The following is a 16,902-nucleotide window of genomic DNA, read 5'->3' as shown; positions in this document are numbered from 1 at the left end:
TGCCGGCCGCTGGCCGGCAATCCAGAGCATAGCCGAGTTCGCGAGGTTGCCGGCCAGCGGCCGGCACTACCCCAGGCAACCGGCAGTAGAGCCAGGCCATGCCTGGCTGCAGGCTTGCGAGGTTGCCGGCCAGCGGCCGGCCCTACCGCATTCAGAACGCCCCCCGGCCTTTCCGGCCGGGGGCGCGGGGGGATCAGTCGACGCTGATCCCGGCCAGGCGCTGCAGCGCCTCGGCGTACTTGGCGCGGGTGCGCTCGATGATCCCGGCCGGGATGCTCGGGCCCGGGGCGGTCTTGCCCCAGTCCAGCGTCTCCAGGTAATCGCGCACGAACTGCTTGTCGTAGCTCGGCGGGCTGGTGCCCACTTCGTACTCGTCGGCCGGCCAGTAACGCGAGGAATCCGGGGTCAGCATCTCGTCCATGATGTACAGGCGGCCATCGGCATCGGTGCCGAATTCGAACTTGGTGTCGGCCAGGATGATGCCGCGCTCGCGGGCGTAATCGGCGGCGAACTTGTAGATGCGCAGGGTGGCATCACGCACGCGCTCGGCCAGGTCCGCACCCACCTGTTTCACCATCGCATCGAAATCGATGTTCTCGTCATGGTCGCCGACGGCGGCCTTGGTCGAGGGGGTGAAGATCGGCTCGGGCAGCTGCTCGGCCTGGCGCAGGCCGTCGGGCAGGTCGATGCCGCTGACCTTGCCGGTGCGCTGGTAGTCCTTCCAGCCGCTGCCGATCAGGTAGCCGCGGGCGATGGCTTCCACCGGCACCGGCTTCAGCTTGCGGGTGACCACCGCGCGCTTGGCATACAGGGCCGGGTCCACGCCCTCGGGCAGCACGCTGGCCACGTCGATGCCGGTCAGGTGGTTGGGCATCAGGTGCGCGGTCTTGGCGAACCAGAAGTTGGAGACCTGGCAGAGCATCTCGCCCTTGCCCGGGATCGGGTCGGGCAGCACCACGTCGAACGCCGACAGGCGATCGGTGGCCACCATCAGCAGGTACTCGCCCGGCGGGGTTCCGGCTGGCAGCCGCTCGCGCGGGATATCGAACACATCACGCACCTTGCCGCGATGGCGCAAGGGCAGGCCGGGGAGATCGGATTGCAACAGCGTGGTTGGCACGGGCACTCCTGGGGCGTTGTCGATACGGCTGCTGCCCAACGGACCCGGCGGGCCCGCTGACCAGCGGGCGGCCTAGTGTAAAGCGGTCCGGGCCCGCTGTGACGTAAAATGAGCGTCCATTTCGTCGGTCGACCCCGGAGCGCCATGCGCTGGTACGGAAAACTGCTCGGATTCATCGCCGGCGCCCTGCTGTTCCGGCCCAATCCGCTGTTTGGCGCGGTGGTCGGCCTGTTGATCGGCCACGCCTTCGATTCGGACTGGTTCCGCCTGAACAAGGAGAACCCGTACCGGGAGCTGGGGCTGACCTCGGAGGCCACCGATGCCGAGGTCGAGCGCGCCTATCGCAAGCTGATCTCCCAGTACCACCCCGACAAGCTTGGCGGCGCCGCCCCCGAGCTGCAGCAGCAGGCCGAGCAGAAGTCGCGGCGGATCAATGCCGCGTACGACCGCATCAAGACCCTGCGCAAGCGCTGACCCTCTTTCCCCTCGTTGCAAGGCCCGGCCATGTCCAACTGCCTCATTGCCCCGTCCATCCTGTCCGCCAACTTCGCTCGCCTCGGCGAGGAAGTCGACAACGTCCTCGCCGCCGGCGCCGACTGGGTCCACTTCGACGTGATGGACAACCACTACGTGCCGAACCTGACCATCGGCCCGATGGTCTGCCAGGCCCTGCGCAAGCACGGCGTGACCGCGCCGATCGACGTGCACCTGATGGTCGAGCCGGTGGACCGCATCATTCCGGATTTCGCCGAGGCCGGTGCCACCTACATCAGCTTCCACCCGGAGGCCAGCCGCCACGTGCATCGCACCATCCAGCTCATCCGCTCGCTGGGCTGCAAGCCGGGCATCGTGCTCAATCCGGCCACGCCGGTGGACATCCTCGACTGGGTGCTGGATGACCTGGACCTGGTGCTGCTGATGTCGGTCAACCCGGGCTTCGGCGGCCAGGCCTTCATCCCCTCGGCGCTGGACAAGCTGCGCGTGGTGCGCAAGATGATCGATGCCAGTGGCAAGGACATCCGCCTGGAGATCGACGGCGGCGTGAAGGCCGACAACATCGGCGAGATCGCCGCCGCCGGCGCCGACACCTTCGTCGCCGGTTCGGCCATCTTCAATGCCAAGACCAGTTACCAGGATGTGATCGCGCAGATGCGCGCGAATGTCGCTGCAGCGCGCTGACAAAAAGGGGACGGAGGGGATTAAGCTCGCTTAATTCCCTCCGTCCCCTTTTTCCGCTCATGGCACTGTTGAACATCCGCCCGGCCACCGTGGCCGATGCCGGCCTGATCCTGCATTTCATCCGCGAACTGGCGATCTACGAGAAGGCCGAGCATTCGGTGCAGACCGATGAGATCGGCATCGCCGAGAGCCTGTTCGGTGCCGACGCTACGGCACGCGCGCTGATCTGCGAAGCCGACGGCGAAGCGATCGGCTACGCGGTGTATTTCTACAACTACTCCACCTGGCTGGGCCGCAAGGGCATCTACTTGGAAGACCTGTACGTCAGCCAGGAAAAGCGCGGCGCAGGCGCGGGCAAGGCGCTGCTGAAGTACATCGCGCGCCAGGCCGTGTCCGAAGGCTGCGGTCGCTTCGAATGGTCGGTGTTGGACTGGAATACCCCGGCCATCGAGTTCTACACCGCTGCCGGTGCGAAACCGCAGGACGAGTGGACCGTGTACCGGCTGCAGGGCCAGGCGCTGCACGATTTCGCCAACGGTTGAGGCTCGTGGGGGCAAACCCCAGTTGGGTGGGCGCGGACCCCAGTTGGGTGGGTGCGAACCGCAACCCGGTGGGTGCGAACCTTGGTTCGCACTCCCTGTGAACTCCAAAAAAAAAGACCACGCCAATCACTGGCGTGGCCCTGCTGCATGCGTGGGAGGCTGATCCTGCCTCCATCCATCGTCCCTGCTATGGCCTTCCATTCTCCGGTAGCTGAATGACATCTGCGTGACATTCACTGGGGACAAACAGCGCATTGCTAGCCTGTGCCACCCCCGCACCGGAAGCACTGCATGACCATCCCGCGCTGGCGCCTGATCCTCAACGGAAAATCCGCGGGCAACGACGCGCTGCGCGACGCCGTCGGCCATTGGCGCAGACAGGGCGTGCAGCTGGACGTGCGGGTGACCTGGGAAGAGGGGGATGCCGAACGCTACGTGGCCGAAGCAATCGACCACGGCGTGGACGTGATCGTTGCCGCCGGTGGCGACGGCACGCTCAGCGCGGTGGCGGAAACGCTGGCGCATCGTGAGGAACCTGCCGATGCGCTGCCCTCGCTGGCGCTGATCCCGATGGGGACGGCCAACGATTTCGCCACCTCGGCCGGAATCCCGACCGAACCGAAGGACGCCTTCGCGCTGATCGGGCAGGCGCGGCCGCACGCCATCGATCTGCTGCGCGTGGACGCCGATGGCACGCCCTGGTGGTGCGCCAATCTCGCCAGCGGGGGCTTCGGTACGCAGGTCACCGTGGAGACCGATGCTGGCCTGAAGAAGATGCTGGGTGGGCTGGCCTATGTGATCACCGGCATCGCCAAGCTCGGGCGGATCGAGCCGATCAGTGCGCGCCTGTCGGGCCCCGATTTCGCCTGGGAAGGCGATTTCATCGCACTGGGCATTGGCAACGGTCGCCAGGCCGGTGGCGGCCAGCAGCTGTGCCCGCAGGCACTGATCGACGACGGGTTGCTGGATGTGACGGTACTGCCGGAGCTGGAAGGCGAGGTGACCGCCACGCTGGGCCAGATGCTGAAGTCGGGCACCCAGGCCGCGCTGGAACAGCTGGCCACGCGCGCGCGGCTGCCGTGGCTGCAGATCGCATCCGAGCGTCCGTTGACGCTCAATCTGGATGGCGAACCGGTTCAGGCCCGCCAGTTCCGCATCGAGTGCGTGCCGGGCAGGGTGCGGATGCATCTGCCGGCCGGCTGCCCGTTGCTGGCCGGGCAGGGCTAGAGCCGGCGGGTAGAGTCGACTGTTAGTCGACTTGCGCGCGCAGCGCGGGTTCTTACGCCGTCGGAACGAAGAGCAGTCGGCTGACAGTCGACGCTAACGGTCGCCGTTGCTGGTCCCCGTGAACGGCCCCGGGCTTCGCGCGGTTCAGTTTCACAGGGTTCCCCTCCCGCCTTTGCTGCGATACAGTCAGCGGGTGTCCAGCCTGACGACCCCGCATACCCTTTCTTCCGCACGCCGTTGGTGGCGATGGTGGCCCGTTGCCGTCGTCCGCCCCCATAACGCTGTGTCCCGGAAGGAAAGTCGTCTTGAACTCGCACGCCCAGTTTCTGCAGCAGGCCGCTGAAGGCCACACCCACATTCCCGTTGTCCGCGAAGTGCTGTCCGACCTGGACACGCCGCTTTCGGTCTATCTGAAGCTCGCCGACGGCCCCAATACCTACCTGTTTGAATCCGTCGAAGGCGGCGAGCGCTTTGGTCGTTACTCGATCATCGGCCTGCCGGCGCGCCGCGTGTACGCCTTCCACGGCCACACGCTGACCGTGCGCGAGGACGGCCAGGTGGTGGAAACCCGCGAAGTGGCCGACCCGTTCGCCGAGGTCGAGGCGCTGCGCAGCGCCCACTCGGTGCCCAAGCTGGACGGCCTGCCGGGCTTCACCGGTGGCCTGGTCGGCTGGTTCGGCTTCGAGTGCATCGGCTACATCGAACCGCGCCTGGCACCGCCGGCCGGCCGCGATGAACTGGGTACCCCGGACATCCTGCTGCTCGATTCCAATGAGCTGGCGGTGTTCGACAACCTCAAGGGCCGCCTGTACCTGATCGTGCATGCCGACCCGCGTGTCGACGGCGCCTTCGAGCAGGCCCAGGCCCGTTTGGATGCACTGACCGCCAAGCTGCGGGCGCCGGGCGCGGGCTATCCGGCGCCGCTCAACAGCGACGTGCTGGACGAATCCGATTTCGTCTCGGGGTTCACCCGCGAAGGCTTCGTCGATGCGGTCCAGCGCAGCAAGGAATACATCCGCGCCGGTGACATCTTCCAGGTGGTGCTCAGCCAGCGCCTGAGCGTGCCGTTCAAGGCGCGTCCGGTGGATGTGTACCGCGCGCTGCGTGCACTGAATCCTTCGCCGTACATGTATTTCCTCGATGTCGGCGACCTGCAGGTGGTCGGTTCCTCGCCGGAAATCCTGGTACGCCTGCAGGACGGCGAAGTCACCGTGCGTCCGATCGCCGGTACCCGTCCGCGCGGCGCCACCGTCGAGCAGGACCTGGCGCTGGAAGCCGAGCTGCTGGCCGATCCGAAGGAGCGCGCCGAGCACCTGATGCTGATCGACCTCGGCCGCAACGACGCCGGCCGCGTCTCCAAGGCCGGTACCGTGGAAGTGGGCGAGCAGTTCGTGATCGAGCGTTACAGCCACGTCATGCACATCGTCAGCGAAGTGACCGGGCAGCTGCAGCCGGGCCTGAGCTATGCCGACGTGCTGCGCGCCACCTTCCCGGCCGGTACGGTCAGCGGCGCGCCGAAGATCCGTGCGCTGGAAGTGATCCGCGAGCTGGAACCGATCAAGCGCAATGTCTACGCCGGCAGCATCGGCTACATCGGCTGGCACGGTGATGCCGATACCGCGATTGCAATCCGCACCGCGGTGATCAAGGACGGCCGCCTGTACGTGCAGGCCGGCGCCGGCATCGTCTACGACTCGGACCCGGACAAGGAATGGGACGAGACGATGAACAAGGGCCGCGCGCTGTTCCGCGCCGTCGCCCAGGCTGCCAAGGGCCTGTAAGCCTTCCCGTGCCATGGCCTGCGCCGCGGCACCTTCCGCTGTTCCCATTCAGGACAAGGAGTACCGCATGAAGCTGCTGAGCGCATTGCTGTGGTCGTCACTGCTGACCACGATGGCCCCGTCTGCGTGGGCGCAGGCCAACACCATTCCCTCGCAGCCGCACCTGCTGGTGAAGGGCGAGGCGCGCCGCGTGGTGATGCCGGACCGGTTCGGCCTGCAGCTGAACATCGAAGAGACCGACATGGATGCCGATGCCGCGCGGCGCCGCGTGCAGGACAACGTCGCCCGCGTGCTGGCGCTGTTCAAGCAGTACAAGGCGGAGGAAGGCAGCGTGCGTGCGGACAACCTGCGCATTGGTCCTGCGACGCGCTATGAGCAGAGCCGGCAGGTTTTCATCGGTACCCGCGTGTCGCGCCAGCTGCGCGCCAGCTTCGCCAGCGTGAAGGCGATGCAGGATGTGCTGGGTGCGCTGAAGGCCAACGAGAACGTGCAGGTCAGCAGCGTGGCTCCAACCTATTCGGGCGAAGTGGCGCTGCGGCGCGAACTCAAGGGCGAGGCGGCGGCACAGACGCGCGAATCCGCGCAGGGCCTGGCCAAGGCTTACGGCACGAAGCTGCGCGGCCTGTACAGCATCTCCGATGTGGCGCCGAACTTTGCCTATGGCGTGCAGGCGGGGAATTGGCCTCGCGTCGACGACACGTTCGCGCCGCCCGCGCCGCCCGCGCCGCAGAACAGCATCGAGGCTACCGGTTCGAACATACGCGAGTCGATCGAAGCCGGCCCCATCACCTACACCGAAAACGTGTACGCCATTTTCCTGATAAGCGACGGAACCTGACCATGTTGTGGATGATCGACAACTACGACAGCTTCACCTACAACCTCGTGCAGTACCTGCAGACGCTTGGCGCCGAGGTGAAGGTGGTGCGCAACGATGCGATGAGCGTGGACGAGATTGCCGCGCAGAAACCCGAGCGCATCGTCATCTCGCCCGGCCCGTGCACGCCCAACGAAGCGGGCGTGTCGCTGGAACTGATCCAGCGCCTGGGCCCGAGCACGCCGATCCTCGGTGTGTGCCTGGGCCACCAGGGCATCGGCCAGGTCTACGGCGGCACGGTCATCCGCGCCGGCAACATCATGCACGGCAAGACCTCGCCGATCCGCCACGAGGGCAAGGGCGTGTTCGCCGGCCTGCCGGACCGCTACCAGGCCACCCGCTACCACTCGCTGGTGGTGGACAAGAACCGCCTGCCGGACTGCCTGGAAGTGACCGCCTGGACAGAGAACGACGACGGCTCGATCGAAGAGATCATGGGCCTGCGCCACCGCCAGTTCCCGGTGGAAGGCGTGCAGTTCCACCCCGAATCCATCCTCACCGAACACGGTCACGCCCTGCTGCGCAATTTCCTGCAGCGGCCGGCGGCCTGATCCAAGGAGCATTCCCATGAGCTTCTCCCCCCAGGAAGCCCTGCAGCGCACCATCGAACACCGCGAAATCTTCTTCGACGAAATGGTCGACCTGATGCGGCAGATCATGCGCGGCGATGTCTCGCCGATGATGACCGCCGCCATCCTCACCGGCCTGCGGGTGAAGAAGGAAACCATCGACGAGATCGCTGCAGCGGCCACCGTGATGCGCGAGTTCGCGCTGGCGGTGCCGGTGGCCGATCCCACCCACCTGGTCGACATCGTCGGCACCGGTGGCGACGGTTCGCACACCTTCAACATCTCCACCTGCGCGATGTTCGTCGCCGCCGCCGCCGGTGCGCGCGTGGCCAAGCACGGCAACCGCAGCGTGTCGTCCAAATCCGGCAGCGCCGATGCGGTGGAAGCGCTGGGCGCGGCCATCGAGCTGCAGCCGGCGCAGGTGGCCGCCGCGATCGAGCAGACCGGCATCGGCTTCATGTTCGCGCCGATCCATCATCCGTCGATGAAGGTGGTCGCGCCGGTACGCCGCGAGATGGGCGTGCGCACCATCTTCAACATCCTCGGCCCGCTGACCAACCCGGCCAGCGCACCGTCGGTGCTGATGGGCGTGTTCCATCCTGACCTGGTGGGCATCCAGGCGCGCGTGCTGCGCGAACTGGGCACCGAGCGCGCGATGGTGGTCTGGGGCCGCGACAACATGGACGAGATCTCGCTGGGTGCCGGCACCCTGGTCGGCGAGCTGCGCGACGGCAAGGTGCGTGAGTACGAGATCCACCCGGAGGACTTCGGCATCGCCATGTCGGCCAGCCGCAACCTGCGCGTGGACAGCCCGGAGCAGTCCATCGCGATGCTGCGCGCGGTACTGGACAACACCCCGGGCCCGGCGCTGGACATCGTCGCCCTGAACGCCGGTGCCGCCCTGTACGTGGCCGGCGTGGCCAGCGACATCGGCGACGGCCTGGCCCGCGCCCGTGCCGCCATCGCCAATGGCAGCGCCCGCCAGCGCCTGCAGCAGTACGTTGACACCACCCGCGCGCTGGTTGCCTGAGCGCGCGGTTCAGCCTGATCCCCTCGATGGCCGATAATGGCCGTCCTCACCGCCCCCGCATTGAACCGACGACGATGAGCGACATCCTGCAGACGATCCTGGCCCGCAAGGCCGAAGAAGTGGCCCAACGCCGCGCCCAGCGCCCGCTCGAGGAGCTGCAGGCCGCCCTGGCCAGCGCCCCGCCGGTACGTGGCTTCGTGCGCGCGCTGCAGGCTGCGGTGGCCAACGGCGACCCGGCGGTGATCGCCGAGGTGAAGAAGGCCAGCCCGTCCAAGGGCGTGATCCGCCCGGACTTCCGCCCGGCCGACATCGCCGTCAGTTACGAGTTTGGTGGCGCCAGCTGCCTGTCGGTGCTGACCGACGTGGACTTCTTCCAGGGCGCCGACGCCTACCTGCAGCAGGCCCGAGAGGCCTGCACGCTGCCGGTGCTGCGCAAGGACTTCGTGATCGACGCCTACCAGGTGTACGAGGCACGCGTGCTGGGCGCCGACTGCATCCTGCTGATCGTTGCCGCGCTGGACGACACCCAGCTGGCCACCCTGTCCGAACTGGCGCTGTCGCTGGGCATGGACGTGCTGGTGGAAGTGCACGACATCGACGAACTGGAGCGCGCGCTGCAGGTGCCGGCGCCGATGATCGGCATCAACAACCGCAACCTGCGCACCTTCGAGGTCTCGCTGCAGACCACGCTGGACATGCAGAACGCCGTGCCGCGCGACCGCCTGCTGGTGACCGAGAGCGGCATCCTCGGCCCGCAGGACGTGGCGCTGATGCGTGACGCCGGCATCCACGCGTTCCTGGTCGGCGAGGCCTTCATGCGCGTGGAAGAGCCGGGCGAGGGCCTGCGTCAGCTATTCTTCGCGGCATGACAACGCACTATCCAACGCCGCGCGGGGATGCGCCGCTGGTGGTCTTCGACTTCGACCACACCCTCTACGACGGCGATTCGGGCACCCACCTGTTCGCCTCGCTGATCAAGCGCAATCCGCTGCGCATGCTGGCCGCGCTGCTGGTCACGCCGATCGCCGGGCCGATGGTGGCGATGCTGCCGACCCGTCGTGCCGGCATTTCGGTCTATGTGTGGATCGGCAGTTTCGGCCTGCACCGGGCGCGCGACTTCAACAAGGTGATTGACGCCTACGTGCTGCGCAATGAGGCGCAGATGCGCGCCAAGCTGTTGCCGCAGGCGCTGGAGGTATTTGCCGCGCACCGCGCCAAGGGCGACCGCGTGGTGGTTGCCACGGGTGCGCCACCCGAGCTGGCGCGCGCGATCCTGGCCTTTGTCGCCCACCAGGACGTGCCGGTGATCGGCACCGAGGTCGGCCCGCGACTGGGCGGGGTCGGCCCGACCCGGCACTGCCACAACGAAGAGAAGATGCGCATGCTGCGCGAGCGCGGCTACGGCGACATCGACATTGCCTATTCCGACAGTACTGCCGACCTGCCGCTGTTGCTGGCCGCCAGGGCGCCGGTGGTGGTGAACCCGAAGCCGGGCAAGGTGGACTTCTTCCGCCGCGTGCTGCCGGCCGGCACCCGCATCCTCAACTGGGGTTGCGTCGACCGCGGCGGCGACAAGGCGTAATGCGGTAGTGCCGGCCGCTGGCCGGCAACTCGGCACGCCCCTCCGCAGATCATGAGGTTGCCGGCCAGCGGCCGGCACTACCGAACGCCGTGCATGCATCGCAGGGCCATGCCCGGCGAGCGCTCAGCGCGCCAGGTACCCGCTCAGCGCGTGGCCGATCTGGAACAGGCTGATGCCAAGCACCAGCACGCCGACGGCCACCAGCACCCAGCGCTCCTTCAGCCGCTTGACCAGCAGCGCCGCCACCGGGGCGGCCATCATGCCGCCGATCAGCAGGCCGGCCACGATCTGCAGGTGATGCAGCCCCATCGACAGCAGGAACGTTGCTGAAACCGTCAGGGTAACCACGAACTCGGCGGCGTTTACGGTGCCGATGGTGGTGCGCGCCTGGCCGCCGCGGGCGAGCAGGGTGGAGGTGGCCACCGGCCCCCAGCCGCCACCGCCGCTGGCATCCAGGAAGCCGGCCACGAAGCCCAGCACGGGTACCCGCTTGACCTCGCCCTTGGGCATCAGGCGGCCGGCGGCGCGGGCCAGGATGATGATGGCCAGCACCAGCAGGTAGAGATAGATGAGCGGGCGGATCACCTCGCCGGGCAGCTGGGTCAGCCCGTAGGCACCGACTGCGCCGCCTACCGCGCCGGGCAGGGCGAGGCGCAGGAACAAGCGCTTATCGACATTGCCGGCGACCAGATGCGACACACCGGAGGCGCCAGTGGTGAACACCTCGGCGGTGTGGATGGCGGCGCTGGCCTGCGCGGGCGGGATGCCCATGGCCAGCATCACCGACGACGACACCAGGCCGAACGCCATGCCCAGCGCGCCGTCGACCAGCTGGGCGCCGAGGCCGATGAGGATGAACCACCAGAATGCGCTGCTCAGTTCCATGCACCGAGCCTAACGCGCGAAGGAGTGCGGACCAAGGTCCGCACCCACCGGGTGCTCAACGGTCAACGGGTGCCGTACAGCACCACGGTCTTGCCGCGTGCGTGCAGCAGGCCGTCGGTCTGCAGCTTCTTCAGCACGCGGCCGGCCATTTCGCGCGAGCAGCCGACCAGGCGGGCCAGTTCCTGGCGCGAGACGCGCAACTGGCTGCCCTGCGGATGGCTCATCGCCTCCGGCTCCTGCGCCAGGTCGTGCAGGGTGCGCACGATCCGGTCGGTAACGTCCAGGAACGCCAGGCGGCTGGCCTTGCGGCTGGTGTCGAGCAGGCGCTTGGAGATCTGCTGGCCCAGCGCATACAGCAGGCGCGGGGCGTCGGCCGACAGCGGGCCGAGGAACAGCTGGTGCAGGCGTTCGTAGCTGATCTCGGCCAGTTCGCAGGCGGTACGGGTCCGCAGGATCACCTCGCGGCGGTCCGATTCGACGAACAGGCCCATCTCGCCCACGAACTCGCCGGCACCGAAGTAGCCCAGCACAAGCTCGCGATCGTCATCTTCCTCGGCCATGATCGAAACCGAACCGCTGATGACGTAATACAGGGTTCCCGCCGGGTCACCGGGTCGGAAGACGTCGGTACGGGTGGGATATCGCCGCCTGTGGCTGTGCGCCAGGAAACGATCAATGGTGGCGATATCCAGGGCCAGTGGACTGCTAGCTAGGCGCACGGTTGACACGATAGGGGCGCTCCCTCTGCGCATGAACGGATTCACGGGGTCGATAGCGGAGCTTAACCAGCGCAATTGTTAAGGGCAAACAGTGTGCCAGAACTCTTGCGTCTTCACGTTCCCCCCGGGGGCAGTTTGCCCCATAATTCCCCCTTTCCCTTCTTACACAGGAATCGACCGCCGTGGTCAAGCCGTTGCCTCGCCTGAGGCTGCAGGGTTTCAACAACCTCACCAAGGCGCTGAGCTTCAACATCTATGACGTGTGTTACGCGCGCACCGAAGAGGAGCGTCAGCGTTACATTGAATACATCGATGAAGAGTACAACGCCGACAGGCTGACTCAAATCTTGACCGATGTCGCCGAGATCATCGGCGCCAACATCCTGAACGTGGCCCGCCAGGACTACGACCCGCAGGGTGCCTCGGTGACCATCCTGATCTCCGAAGAGCCGGTGATCGACAAGAAGCAGGCCGGCAAGGAGCTGATCTCCGACGCCGTGGTCGCGCACATGGACAAGAGCCACATCACCGTCCATACCTACCCGGAAACCCATCCGCAGGAAGGTATCGCGACGTTCCGCGCGGACATCGACGTGGCCACCTGTGGCGTCATTTCCCCGCTGAAGGCCCTGAACTACCTGATCGAAAGCCTTGAGTCGGACATCGTGATCATGGACTACCGCGTCCGTGGCTTCACCCGCGATGTGAAGGGCAAGAAGCACTACATCGACCACAAGATCAACTCGATCCAGAACTTCCTGGCCAAGAACATCAAGTCGCGCTACGAGATGTTCGACGTCAACGTCTACCAGGAAAACATCTTCCACACCAAGATGCACCTGAAGGACTTCGACCTGGACCAGTACCTGTTCGAGGAAAAGGCCAAGAACCTGTCGTTCAAGGAGCGCATGAAGATCGAAGCGCTGCTCAAGCGCGAGATCGAAGAGCTGTTCCACGGCCGCAACCTGTCCGAGTAAGCCCCACGCGCGATGCCCGCAGGCATCGCCACCCAGGCGGGACGACCCGCCCTGTGGAACCCCTGTACTGCGCAAGCGTCATGGCTCCACGGTGATGTACCGACCCACGGCCCGGTGTGAAAACACCGGGCCGTTTCGTTTTTTCAAAAAAAGGTAAGGAGCCCCCACCCATGCCCTGGATCTACCTGCTGCTGGCCGGCCTGTTCGAGATCGGTTTCGCCCTTGGAATGAAGTACTCCGAAGGTTTCAGCAAACCCCTGCCCACCGCTGCCACGGTGGTGTCGGCGCTGATCAGCCTGTACCTGATGAGCCAGGCGATGAAGAGCATCCCGGTCGGCACGGCCTATGCGATCTGGACCGGCATCGGCGCCATGGGCGTGGCGGTGCTGGGCATCTACCTGTTCAACGACAGCGCATCGCCGGCCCGCCTGGCCTGCGTCGGCCTGATCGTGGCCGGGGTGATCGGCCTGAAGCTGGTCTCGCCCAATTGATCGGTAGTGCCGGCCGCTGGCCGGCAACCCCGTAGGCACCGCCGAAGATCAGGAGGTTGCCGGCCAGCGGCCGGCACTACCTGGGGCTTACAGCCGGTACGCGATGGTCTTCATCACCCTGGAGGCCAGCGCCATTGCCCCCGGAATCGGGAACGGCAGGCGGCGGGCGCCGGCCTGTTCGGCGTGTTCCGCATGGCGGGCCTCGTCATCCTTCATCACCTGGATGACGGCGCGGCTGCGCAGGTCACCGGCCGGCAGATCGACCAGATGCTCGTCCAGATGGGCCTCCACCTGGCGCTCGGTTTCGACCACGAAGCCCAGGTTCCAGCCGTCGCCGCGCAGCCCGGCCAGGGTGCCGATGGTGTAGCTGCCGGCGTACCACAGCGGGTTGAACAGGCTGGGACGGCTGTCCAGCTCGCCCAGCCGGGTGGCGCACCAGGCCAGGTGGTCGGTCTCTTCCTGGGCGGCTTCCAGCAGGTGTTCCCGCGTGGCCGGGTCGCGGGCCACCGCCGCCTGGCCGAAATACAGGCCCTGCGCGCAGACCTCGCCGACGTGGTTGATCCGCATCAGGCCCGCCGCGTGGCGGCGCTCGGTGCTGTCCATGCCCGGCTCGTCGGTATCCGCGGCCGGGTAGGGGCGGGCCGCCGGCGGGTTGCCGAACACCGTGTCCAGGGCGCGCTGCGCCTCGGTCAGCAGGTGGTCCAGCGGGGTGGTCTGGCGGAGTGCGGTCATGGCGGTACGGGTGGGGCGGGGAGGGCCCGATTCTCGCCCGGCCCTGCCGCCCTGCCAACCCGGGGGCAGGGGCGACTTGCGCCCGGCGGCCAGGGTGCGTACAATCCCGCCCCTTACGCTTCACCTTTTCACAACGCGTGGCAGAGTTCCGGCGAGCCTTTCGCCGCAATGAGCCCGACCTAACCTAGAGTTCTTCATGAGCACTTTCACTGCCAAGAACGAGACCGTCCAGCGCGACTGGTACCTCGTCGACGCCGAGGGCAAGACCCTGGGCCGTCTCGCCACCGAGCTGGCCCGCCGTCTGCGTGGCAAGCACAAGCCGGTCTACACCCCGCACGTTGATACCGGCGACTACCTGGTCGTCATCAATGCAGAAAAGATTGCCGTCACCGGCAAGAAGCTGCAGGACAAGATGTATCACCGTTTCACCGGTTACATCGGCAACCTGAAGACCGAATCCCTGGCCCAGGCGCTGGAGCGCCACCCGGAGCGCGTGATCGAGATCGCCGTGAAGGGCATGCTGCCGAAGGGCCCGCTGGGTCGCCAGATGTACCGCAAGCTCAAGGTCTACGCCGGCACTGAGCATCCGCACGCCGCACAGCAGCCGCAGGTTCTGGATATCTAATCATGGCTATCACTCAAAACTACGGCACTGGCCGCCGCAAGTCCTCCACCGCTCGCGTGTTCCTGCGCAAGGGTTCGGGCAACATCACCGTCAATGGCCGTCCGCTGGACGAGTTCTTCGGTCGTGAGACCGCGCGCATGATCGTGCGCCAGCCGCTCGAGCTGACCAAGAACACCGAAAGCTTCGACATCCTGGTCACCGCCGCTGGCGGCGGCACCACCGGCCAGGCCGGTGCGATCCGTCTGGGCATCGCCCGTGCTCTGGTCGAGTACGACGAAACCCTGAAGTCCGAGCTGCGCAAGGCCGGCTTCATGACCCGTGACGCCCGTGAAGTCGAGCGTAAGAAGGTCGGTCTGCACAAGGCCCGCCGCGCCACCCAGTTCTCCAAGCGCTGATTTACCGCGCCTGGTTGGGCTCCCTCGGGAGCCCGCTGGCTGGAAAAGCAAAAGCCCGGCTTCGGCCGGGCTTTTGTCGTTCTGGGGTCATGCATTTCCAGGTTGCCGGCCAGCGGCCGGCACTACCCGTGGTTTCGAAGGATCCGACCCCGGATCTCTCTCTGGAGGAGGGCCCCCTTGTTGTTCAAGGGCGCGCGCCGACAGGCGCGGGGATAAGGTGGGATGCGTGACCAAACAAAAAAGAAAAAAGCCTGATCTTTCGATCAGGCTTTTTTCTTTTTTGTTTGGCTGCCCCGGATGGATTCGAACCACCGAATGCCTGAGTCAGAGTCAGGTGCCTTACCGCTTGGCGACGGGGCAAAACGTGCAACTATTTTCTCACTTTTCACACTGGAAAACAACTTGATTTTCAGTGTGGTGGCTATGGGTGGACTCGAACCACCGACCCCAGCATTATGAGTGCTGTGCTCTAACCGGCTGAGCTACATAGCCTTGGTGAGCCCGCTATTCTGCGGATGTGTATCGCCCCTGTCAACACTTTTGTATCGCGCTTGTGGGGCGGCAGAGGGCATGGGATAGTCCCGACCAGTAGATTTTTTAGGAGTCCGCATCGTGATCGATCCGGACGGCTATCGACCGAACGTCGGCATCGTGCTGATGCGGCAGGATGGTCAGGTGTTCTGGGCACGACGTGTGCGCCGGGACGGCTGGCAGTTCCCGCAGGGTGGCATGAATACCGACGAGACGCCTGTCGAGGCCATGTATCGTGAACTGCAGGAAGAGACCGGCCTGCTGCCTGAGCATGTGGAAGTGCTCGGCGCGACACCCGGCTGGCTGCGCTACAAGCTGCCGGCGCGGGCCATCCGCCGCAACGAGCGGCAGGTCTGCATCGGCCAGAAGCAGGTCTGGTTCCTGCTGCGCCTGACCGGCGACGAATCCCATGTGAAGCTGGACCACACCGACTCGCCCGAGTTCGACCATTGGCGCTGGGTGGACTTCTGGTACCCGGTGGAGCATGTGGTGATGTTCAAGCGCGGCGTCTATGCGCGTGCCCTGCGACACCTGGCGCCGTTGGCGCGCGGCGTGGCCGGGCAGGGCGTCACCGCCATGCCCAAGAGCGCCGCCGAGGCCTGGATGCCAGGCCATACGGCCGGGCACGAGCGCCCCCGCAAGCGCCCGCGGACCCGGGGCTATTGGCCCAAGAAGGCACAGGGCGACGGCCCGGCCAGCTGACGGGCTGAACGGTATCGAGAATGGTTCAGGTCTCTGATTGACAACCATTCTCGTTTCCATTGGAATAGCCAACAGGCCGCTTCTGGCCTGTCAGCCCGGTTCCCGCCTGTGTACGTCTGCATCTGCAACGGAGTCACCGACCACCAGATCCGCGAAGCCGCCGGCAATGGCGTCAGCACGGTGGCCGAACTGACCATGCGTACCGGCTGTGGTGCCACCTGCGGTTCCTGCCTGGACATGGCCGGCGAGCTGCTGGCCAAGGCGCGCGCCACCCACGATCTGCCGCTGCCGGTATTGGGCCTGGCCCAGGTCGCCTGACCGTTTATTTCGCGGCGCGTTGACGCCGCGCTTTCGCATCCTTCACTGCTGGCCGCACAGGCCAATGCGCACGATTCGCGTTCCTTCACGAGGCTGCGCAAGGCGCTAAAGTGCCTGCGTTTTCAGCGTGCAGGAGCATCCCCATGAAGGGCGACACCAAGGTCATCGAATTCCTCAACAAGGTCCTCTACAACGAGCTGACCGCGATCAACCAGTACTTCCTGCACGCCAAGATGCTGAAGAACTGGGGCATCAAGGAACTGGCCGAACACGAGTACAAGGAATCGATCGACGAGATGAAGCATGCCGACATGCTCGCCGACCGCATCCTGTTCCTCGAAGGCCTGCCGAACTTCCAGGCGCTGGGCAAGCTGCGCATCGGCGAGAACCCGACCGAGATCCTGCAGTGCGATCTGTCGCTGGAACGCGACGGCGTGGTCACCCTGCGCGAGGCCGTGGCCTATTCCGATTCGGTTGGCGACTACGTCAGCCGCCAGCTGTTCGTGAAGATCCTCGACTCGGAAGAAGAGCACATCGACTGGCTGGAAACCCAGCTGGACCTGATCGAGCGCATCGGCGAGCCGAAGTACCTGCTGAGCAAGCTGGAAGAGTGACGTAGT

At 66.1% G+C, this 16,902-nt stretch carries 21 protein-coding genes and 2 tRNA genes; 17 read left to right on the top strand and 6 right to left on the bottom strand.

All coding sequences use genetic code 11. From position 1 onward, the window contains the following. Positions 1–193: 193 nt before the first annotated feature. A complete protein-coding gene (locus tag K5L94_RS20375; protein ID WP_164241292.1) occupies positions 194–1,120 on the bottom strand; it encodes a phosphoribosylaminoimidazolesuccinocarboxamide synthase in 927 nt (308 codons plus the stop codon). Between the two features lie 144 nt (positions 1,121–1,264). Between K5L94_RS20375 and K5L94_RS20370 the strand changes: the two genes are divergently transcribed. The 10 genes from K5L94_RS20370 to K5L94_RS20325 all read left to right on the top strand — a co-directional run bounded on the left by K5L94_RS20370 (position 1,265) and on the right by K5L94_RS20325 (position 9,907). Further along, positions 1,265–1,594 carry a J domain-containing protein gene (locus tag K5L94_RS20370; protein WP_005411327.1) on the top strand — a complete coding sequence of 110 codons (330 nt, stop codon included), beginning with the start codon at positions 1,265–1,267 and terminating at the stop codon, positions 1,592–1,594. Between the two features lie 30 nt (positions 1,595–1,624). Next, positions 1,625–2,299, top strand: a complete 675-nt coding sequence (gene rpe, locus K5L94_RS20365) for a ribulose-phosphate 3-epimerase (RefSeq protein WP_032127160.1) — start codon at positions 1,625–1,627, stop codon at positions 2,297–2,299. 59 nt (positions 2,300–2,358) lie between these two features. Then, a complete protein-coding gene (locus K5L94_RS20360; protein WP_053450997.1) occupies positions 2,359–2,841 on the top strand; it encodes a GNAT family N-acetyltransferase in 483 nt (160 codons plus the stop codon). A gap of 291 nt (positions 2,842–3,132) precedes the next feature. Next, positions 3,133–4,068: a lipid kinase YegS gene (yegS, locus tag K5L94_RS20355; RefSeq protein WP_180878906.1), complete on the top strand. Its 936-nt coding sequence runs from the start codon at positions 3,133–3,135 to the stop codon at positions 4,066–4,068. Between the two features lie 305 nt (positions 4,069–4,373). Then, positions 4,374–5,849, top strand: coding sequence for an anthranilate synthase component I (trpE, locus tag K5L94_RS20350; protein WP_164088036.1), 1,476 nt, complete (start codon positions 4,374–4,376; stop codon positions 5,847–5,849). Between the two features lie 67 nt (positions 5,850–5,916). Beyond that, complete coding sequence (locus K5L94_RS20345; RefSeq protein ID WP_274511252.1) at positions 5,917–6,687, top strand: SIMPL domain-containing protein; 771 nt, start codon at positions 5,917–5,919, stop codon at positions 6,685–6,687. Positions 6,688–6,689: 2 nt separating this feature from the next. Continuing rightward, positions 6,690–7,277 carry an anthranilate synthase component II gene (locus K5L94_RS20340; protein ID WP_274511251.1) on the top strand — a complete coding sequence of 196 codons (588 nt, stop codon included), beginning with the start codon at positions 6,690–6,692 and terminating at the stop codon, positions 7,275–7,277. A 16-nt stretch (positions 7,278–7,293) separates the two neighbouring features. Then, on the top strand, positions 7,294–8,325 hold the full coding sequence (gene trpD / locus K5L94_RS20335) for an anthranilate phosphoribosyltransferase (protein WP_006474036.1): 1,032 nt from the start codon (positions 7,294–7,296) through the stop codon (positions 8,323–8,325). Positions 8,326–8,399: 74 nt separating this feature from the next. Further along, positions 8,400–9,194 (top strand): indole-3-glycerol phosphate synthase TrpC, encoded by a 795-nt coding sequence (gene trpC, locus K5L94_RS20330; RefSeq protein WP_014038737.1) that lies wholly within the window; start codon positions 8,400–8,402, stop codon positions 9,192–9,194. Beyond that, complete coding sequence (locus K5L94_RS20325) at positions 9,191–9,907, top strand: haloacid dehalogenase-like hydrolase (RefSeq protein WP_053450993.1); 717 nt, start codon at positions 9,191–9,193, stop codon at positions 9,905–9,907. The genes trpC and K5L94_RS20325 overlap by 4 nt, the downstream gene beginning before the upstream one ends. A 123-nt stretch (positions 9,908–10,030) precedes the next feature. Here K5L94_RS20325 and K5L94_RS20320 read toward each other — a convergent pair whose 3' ends face one another. Together K5L94_RS20320 and crp are read right to left on the bottom strand one after the other, a co-directional pair. Continuing rightward, positions 10,031–10,792 carry a sulfite exporter TauE/SafE family protein gene (locus tag K5L94_RS20320; RefSeq protein WP_006473912.1) on the bottom strand — a complete coding sequence of 254 codons (762 nt, stop codon included), beginning with the start codon at positions 10,790–10,792 and terminating at the stop codon, positions 10,031–10,033. Positions 10,793–10,854: 62 nt separating this feature from the next. Continuing rightward, positions 10,855–11,544 (bottom strand): cAMP-activated global transcriptional regulator CRP, encoded by a 690-nt coding sequence (crp, locus tag K5L94_RS20315; RefSeq protein WP_010482649.1) that lies wholly within the window; start codon positions 11,542–11,544, stop codon positions 10,855–10,857. Between the two features lie 149 nt (positions 11,545–11,693). Between crp and speD the strand changes: the two genes are divergently transcribed. Together speD and K5L94_RS20305 are read left to right on the top strand one after the other, a co-directional pair. Continuing rightward, positions 11,694–12,488 carry an adenosylmethionine decarboxylase gene (gene speD / locus K5L94_RS20310; RefSeq protein WP_006473908.1) on the top strand — a complete coding sequence of 265 codons (795 nt, stop codon included), beginning with the start codon at positions 11,694–11,696 and terminating at the stop codon, positions 12,486–12,488. Positions 12,489–12,658: 170 nt separating this feature from the next. Then, positions 12,659–12,979: a DMT family transporter gene (locus K5L94_RS20305; RefSeq protein WP_005411314.1), complete on the top strand. Its 321-nt coding sequence runs from the start codon at positions 12,659–12,661 to the stop codon at positions 12,977–12,979. A gap of 87 nt (positions 12,980–13,066) precedes the next feature. On the opposite strand, the gene coq7 is transcribed toward K5L94_RS20305, so the two are convergent. After that, positions 13,067–13,711, bottom strand: coding sequence for a 2-polyprenyl-3-methyl-6-methoxy-1,4-benzoquinone monooxygenase (gene coq7 / locus K5L94_RS20300; RefSeq protein WP_053509146.1), 645 nt, complete (start codon positions 13,709–13,711; stop codon positions 13,067–13,069). A 196-nt stretch (positions 13,712–13,907) separates the two neighbouring features. Here coq7 and rplM point away from each other — a divergent pair, with 196 nt between their 5' ends. Then, entirely contained in the window at positions 13,908–14,336 is a 429-nt protein-coding gene (gene rplM / locus K5L94_RS20295) for a 50S ribosomal protein L13 (RefSeq protein WP_005414692.1), read from the top strand. A 2-nt stretch (positions 14,337–14,338) separates the two neighbouring features. Then, positions 14,339–14,731 carry a 30S ribosomal protein S9 gene (gene rpsI, locus K5L94_RS20290; RefSeq protein ID WP_005411311.1) on the top strand — a complete coding sequence of 131 codons (393 nt, stop codon included), beginning with the start codon at positions 14,339–14,341 and terminating at the stop codon, positions 14,729–14,731. 285 nt (positions 14,732–15,016) lie between these two features. Here the strand turns inward: rpsI and K5L94_RS20285 are convergent. Beyond that, positions 15,017–15,091 (bottom strand) — tRNA-Gln (locus K5L94_RS20285). A 55-nt stretch (positions 15,092–15,146) separates the two neighbouring features. Beyond that, positions 15,147–15,223 (bottom strand) — tRNA-Met (locus K5L94_RS20280). Between the two features lie 120 nt (positions 15,224–15,343). On the opposite strand from K5L94_RS20280, the gene K5L94_RS20275 reads away from it, so the two are divergent. From K5L94_RS20275 to bfr, 3 genes are all read left to right on the top strand, one after another. Beyond that, complete coding sequence (locus K5L94_RS20275) at positions 15,344–15,964, top strand: RNA pyrophosphohydrolase (RefSeq protein ID WP_008265361.1); 621 nt, start codon at positions 15,344–15,346, stop codon at positions 15,962–15,964. 108 nt (positions 15,965–16,072) lie between these two features. Continuing rightward, positions 16,073–16,282, top strand: coding sequence for a (2Fe-2S)-binding protein (locus K5L94_RS20270; RefSeq protein ID WP_006473776.1), 210 nt, complete (start codon positions 16,073–16,075; stop codon positions 16,280–16,282). Positions 16,283–16,425: 143 nt separating this feature from the next. Further along, positions 16,426–16,896 carry a bacterioferritin gene (gene bfr / locus K5L94_RS20265; protein ID WP_005419804.1) on the top strand — a complete coding sequence of 157 codons (471 nt, stop codon included), beginning with the start codon at positions 16,426–16,428 and terminating at the stop codon, positions 16,894–16,896. Positions 16,897–16,902: the final 6 nt, after the last annotated feature.

Source organism: Stenotrophomonas forensis, from assembly GCF_028752115.1.
GTDB classification, from domain to species: domain Bacteria; phylum Pseudomonadota; class Gammaproteobacteria; order Xanthomonadales; family Xanthomonadaceae; genus Stenotrophomonas; species Stenotrophomonas forensis.
The sequence above is the reverse complement of the archived record's forward strand: the minus strand, read 5'-3'. Positions and strand labels throughout refer to the sequence as shown.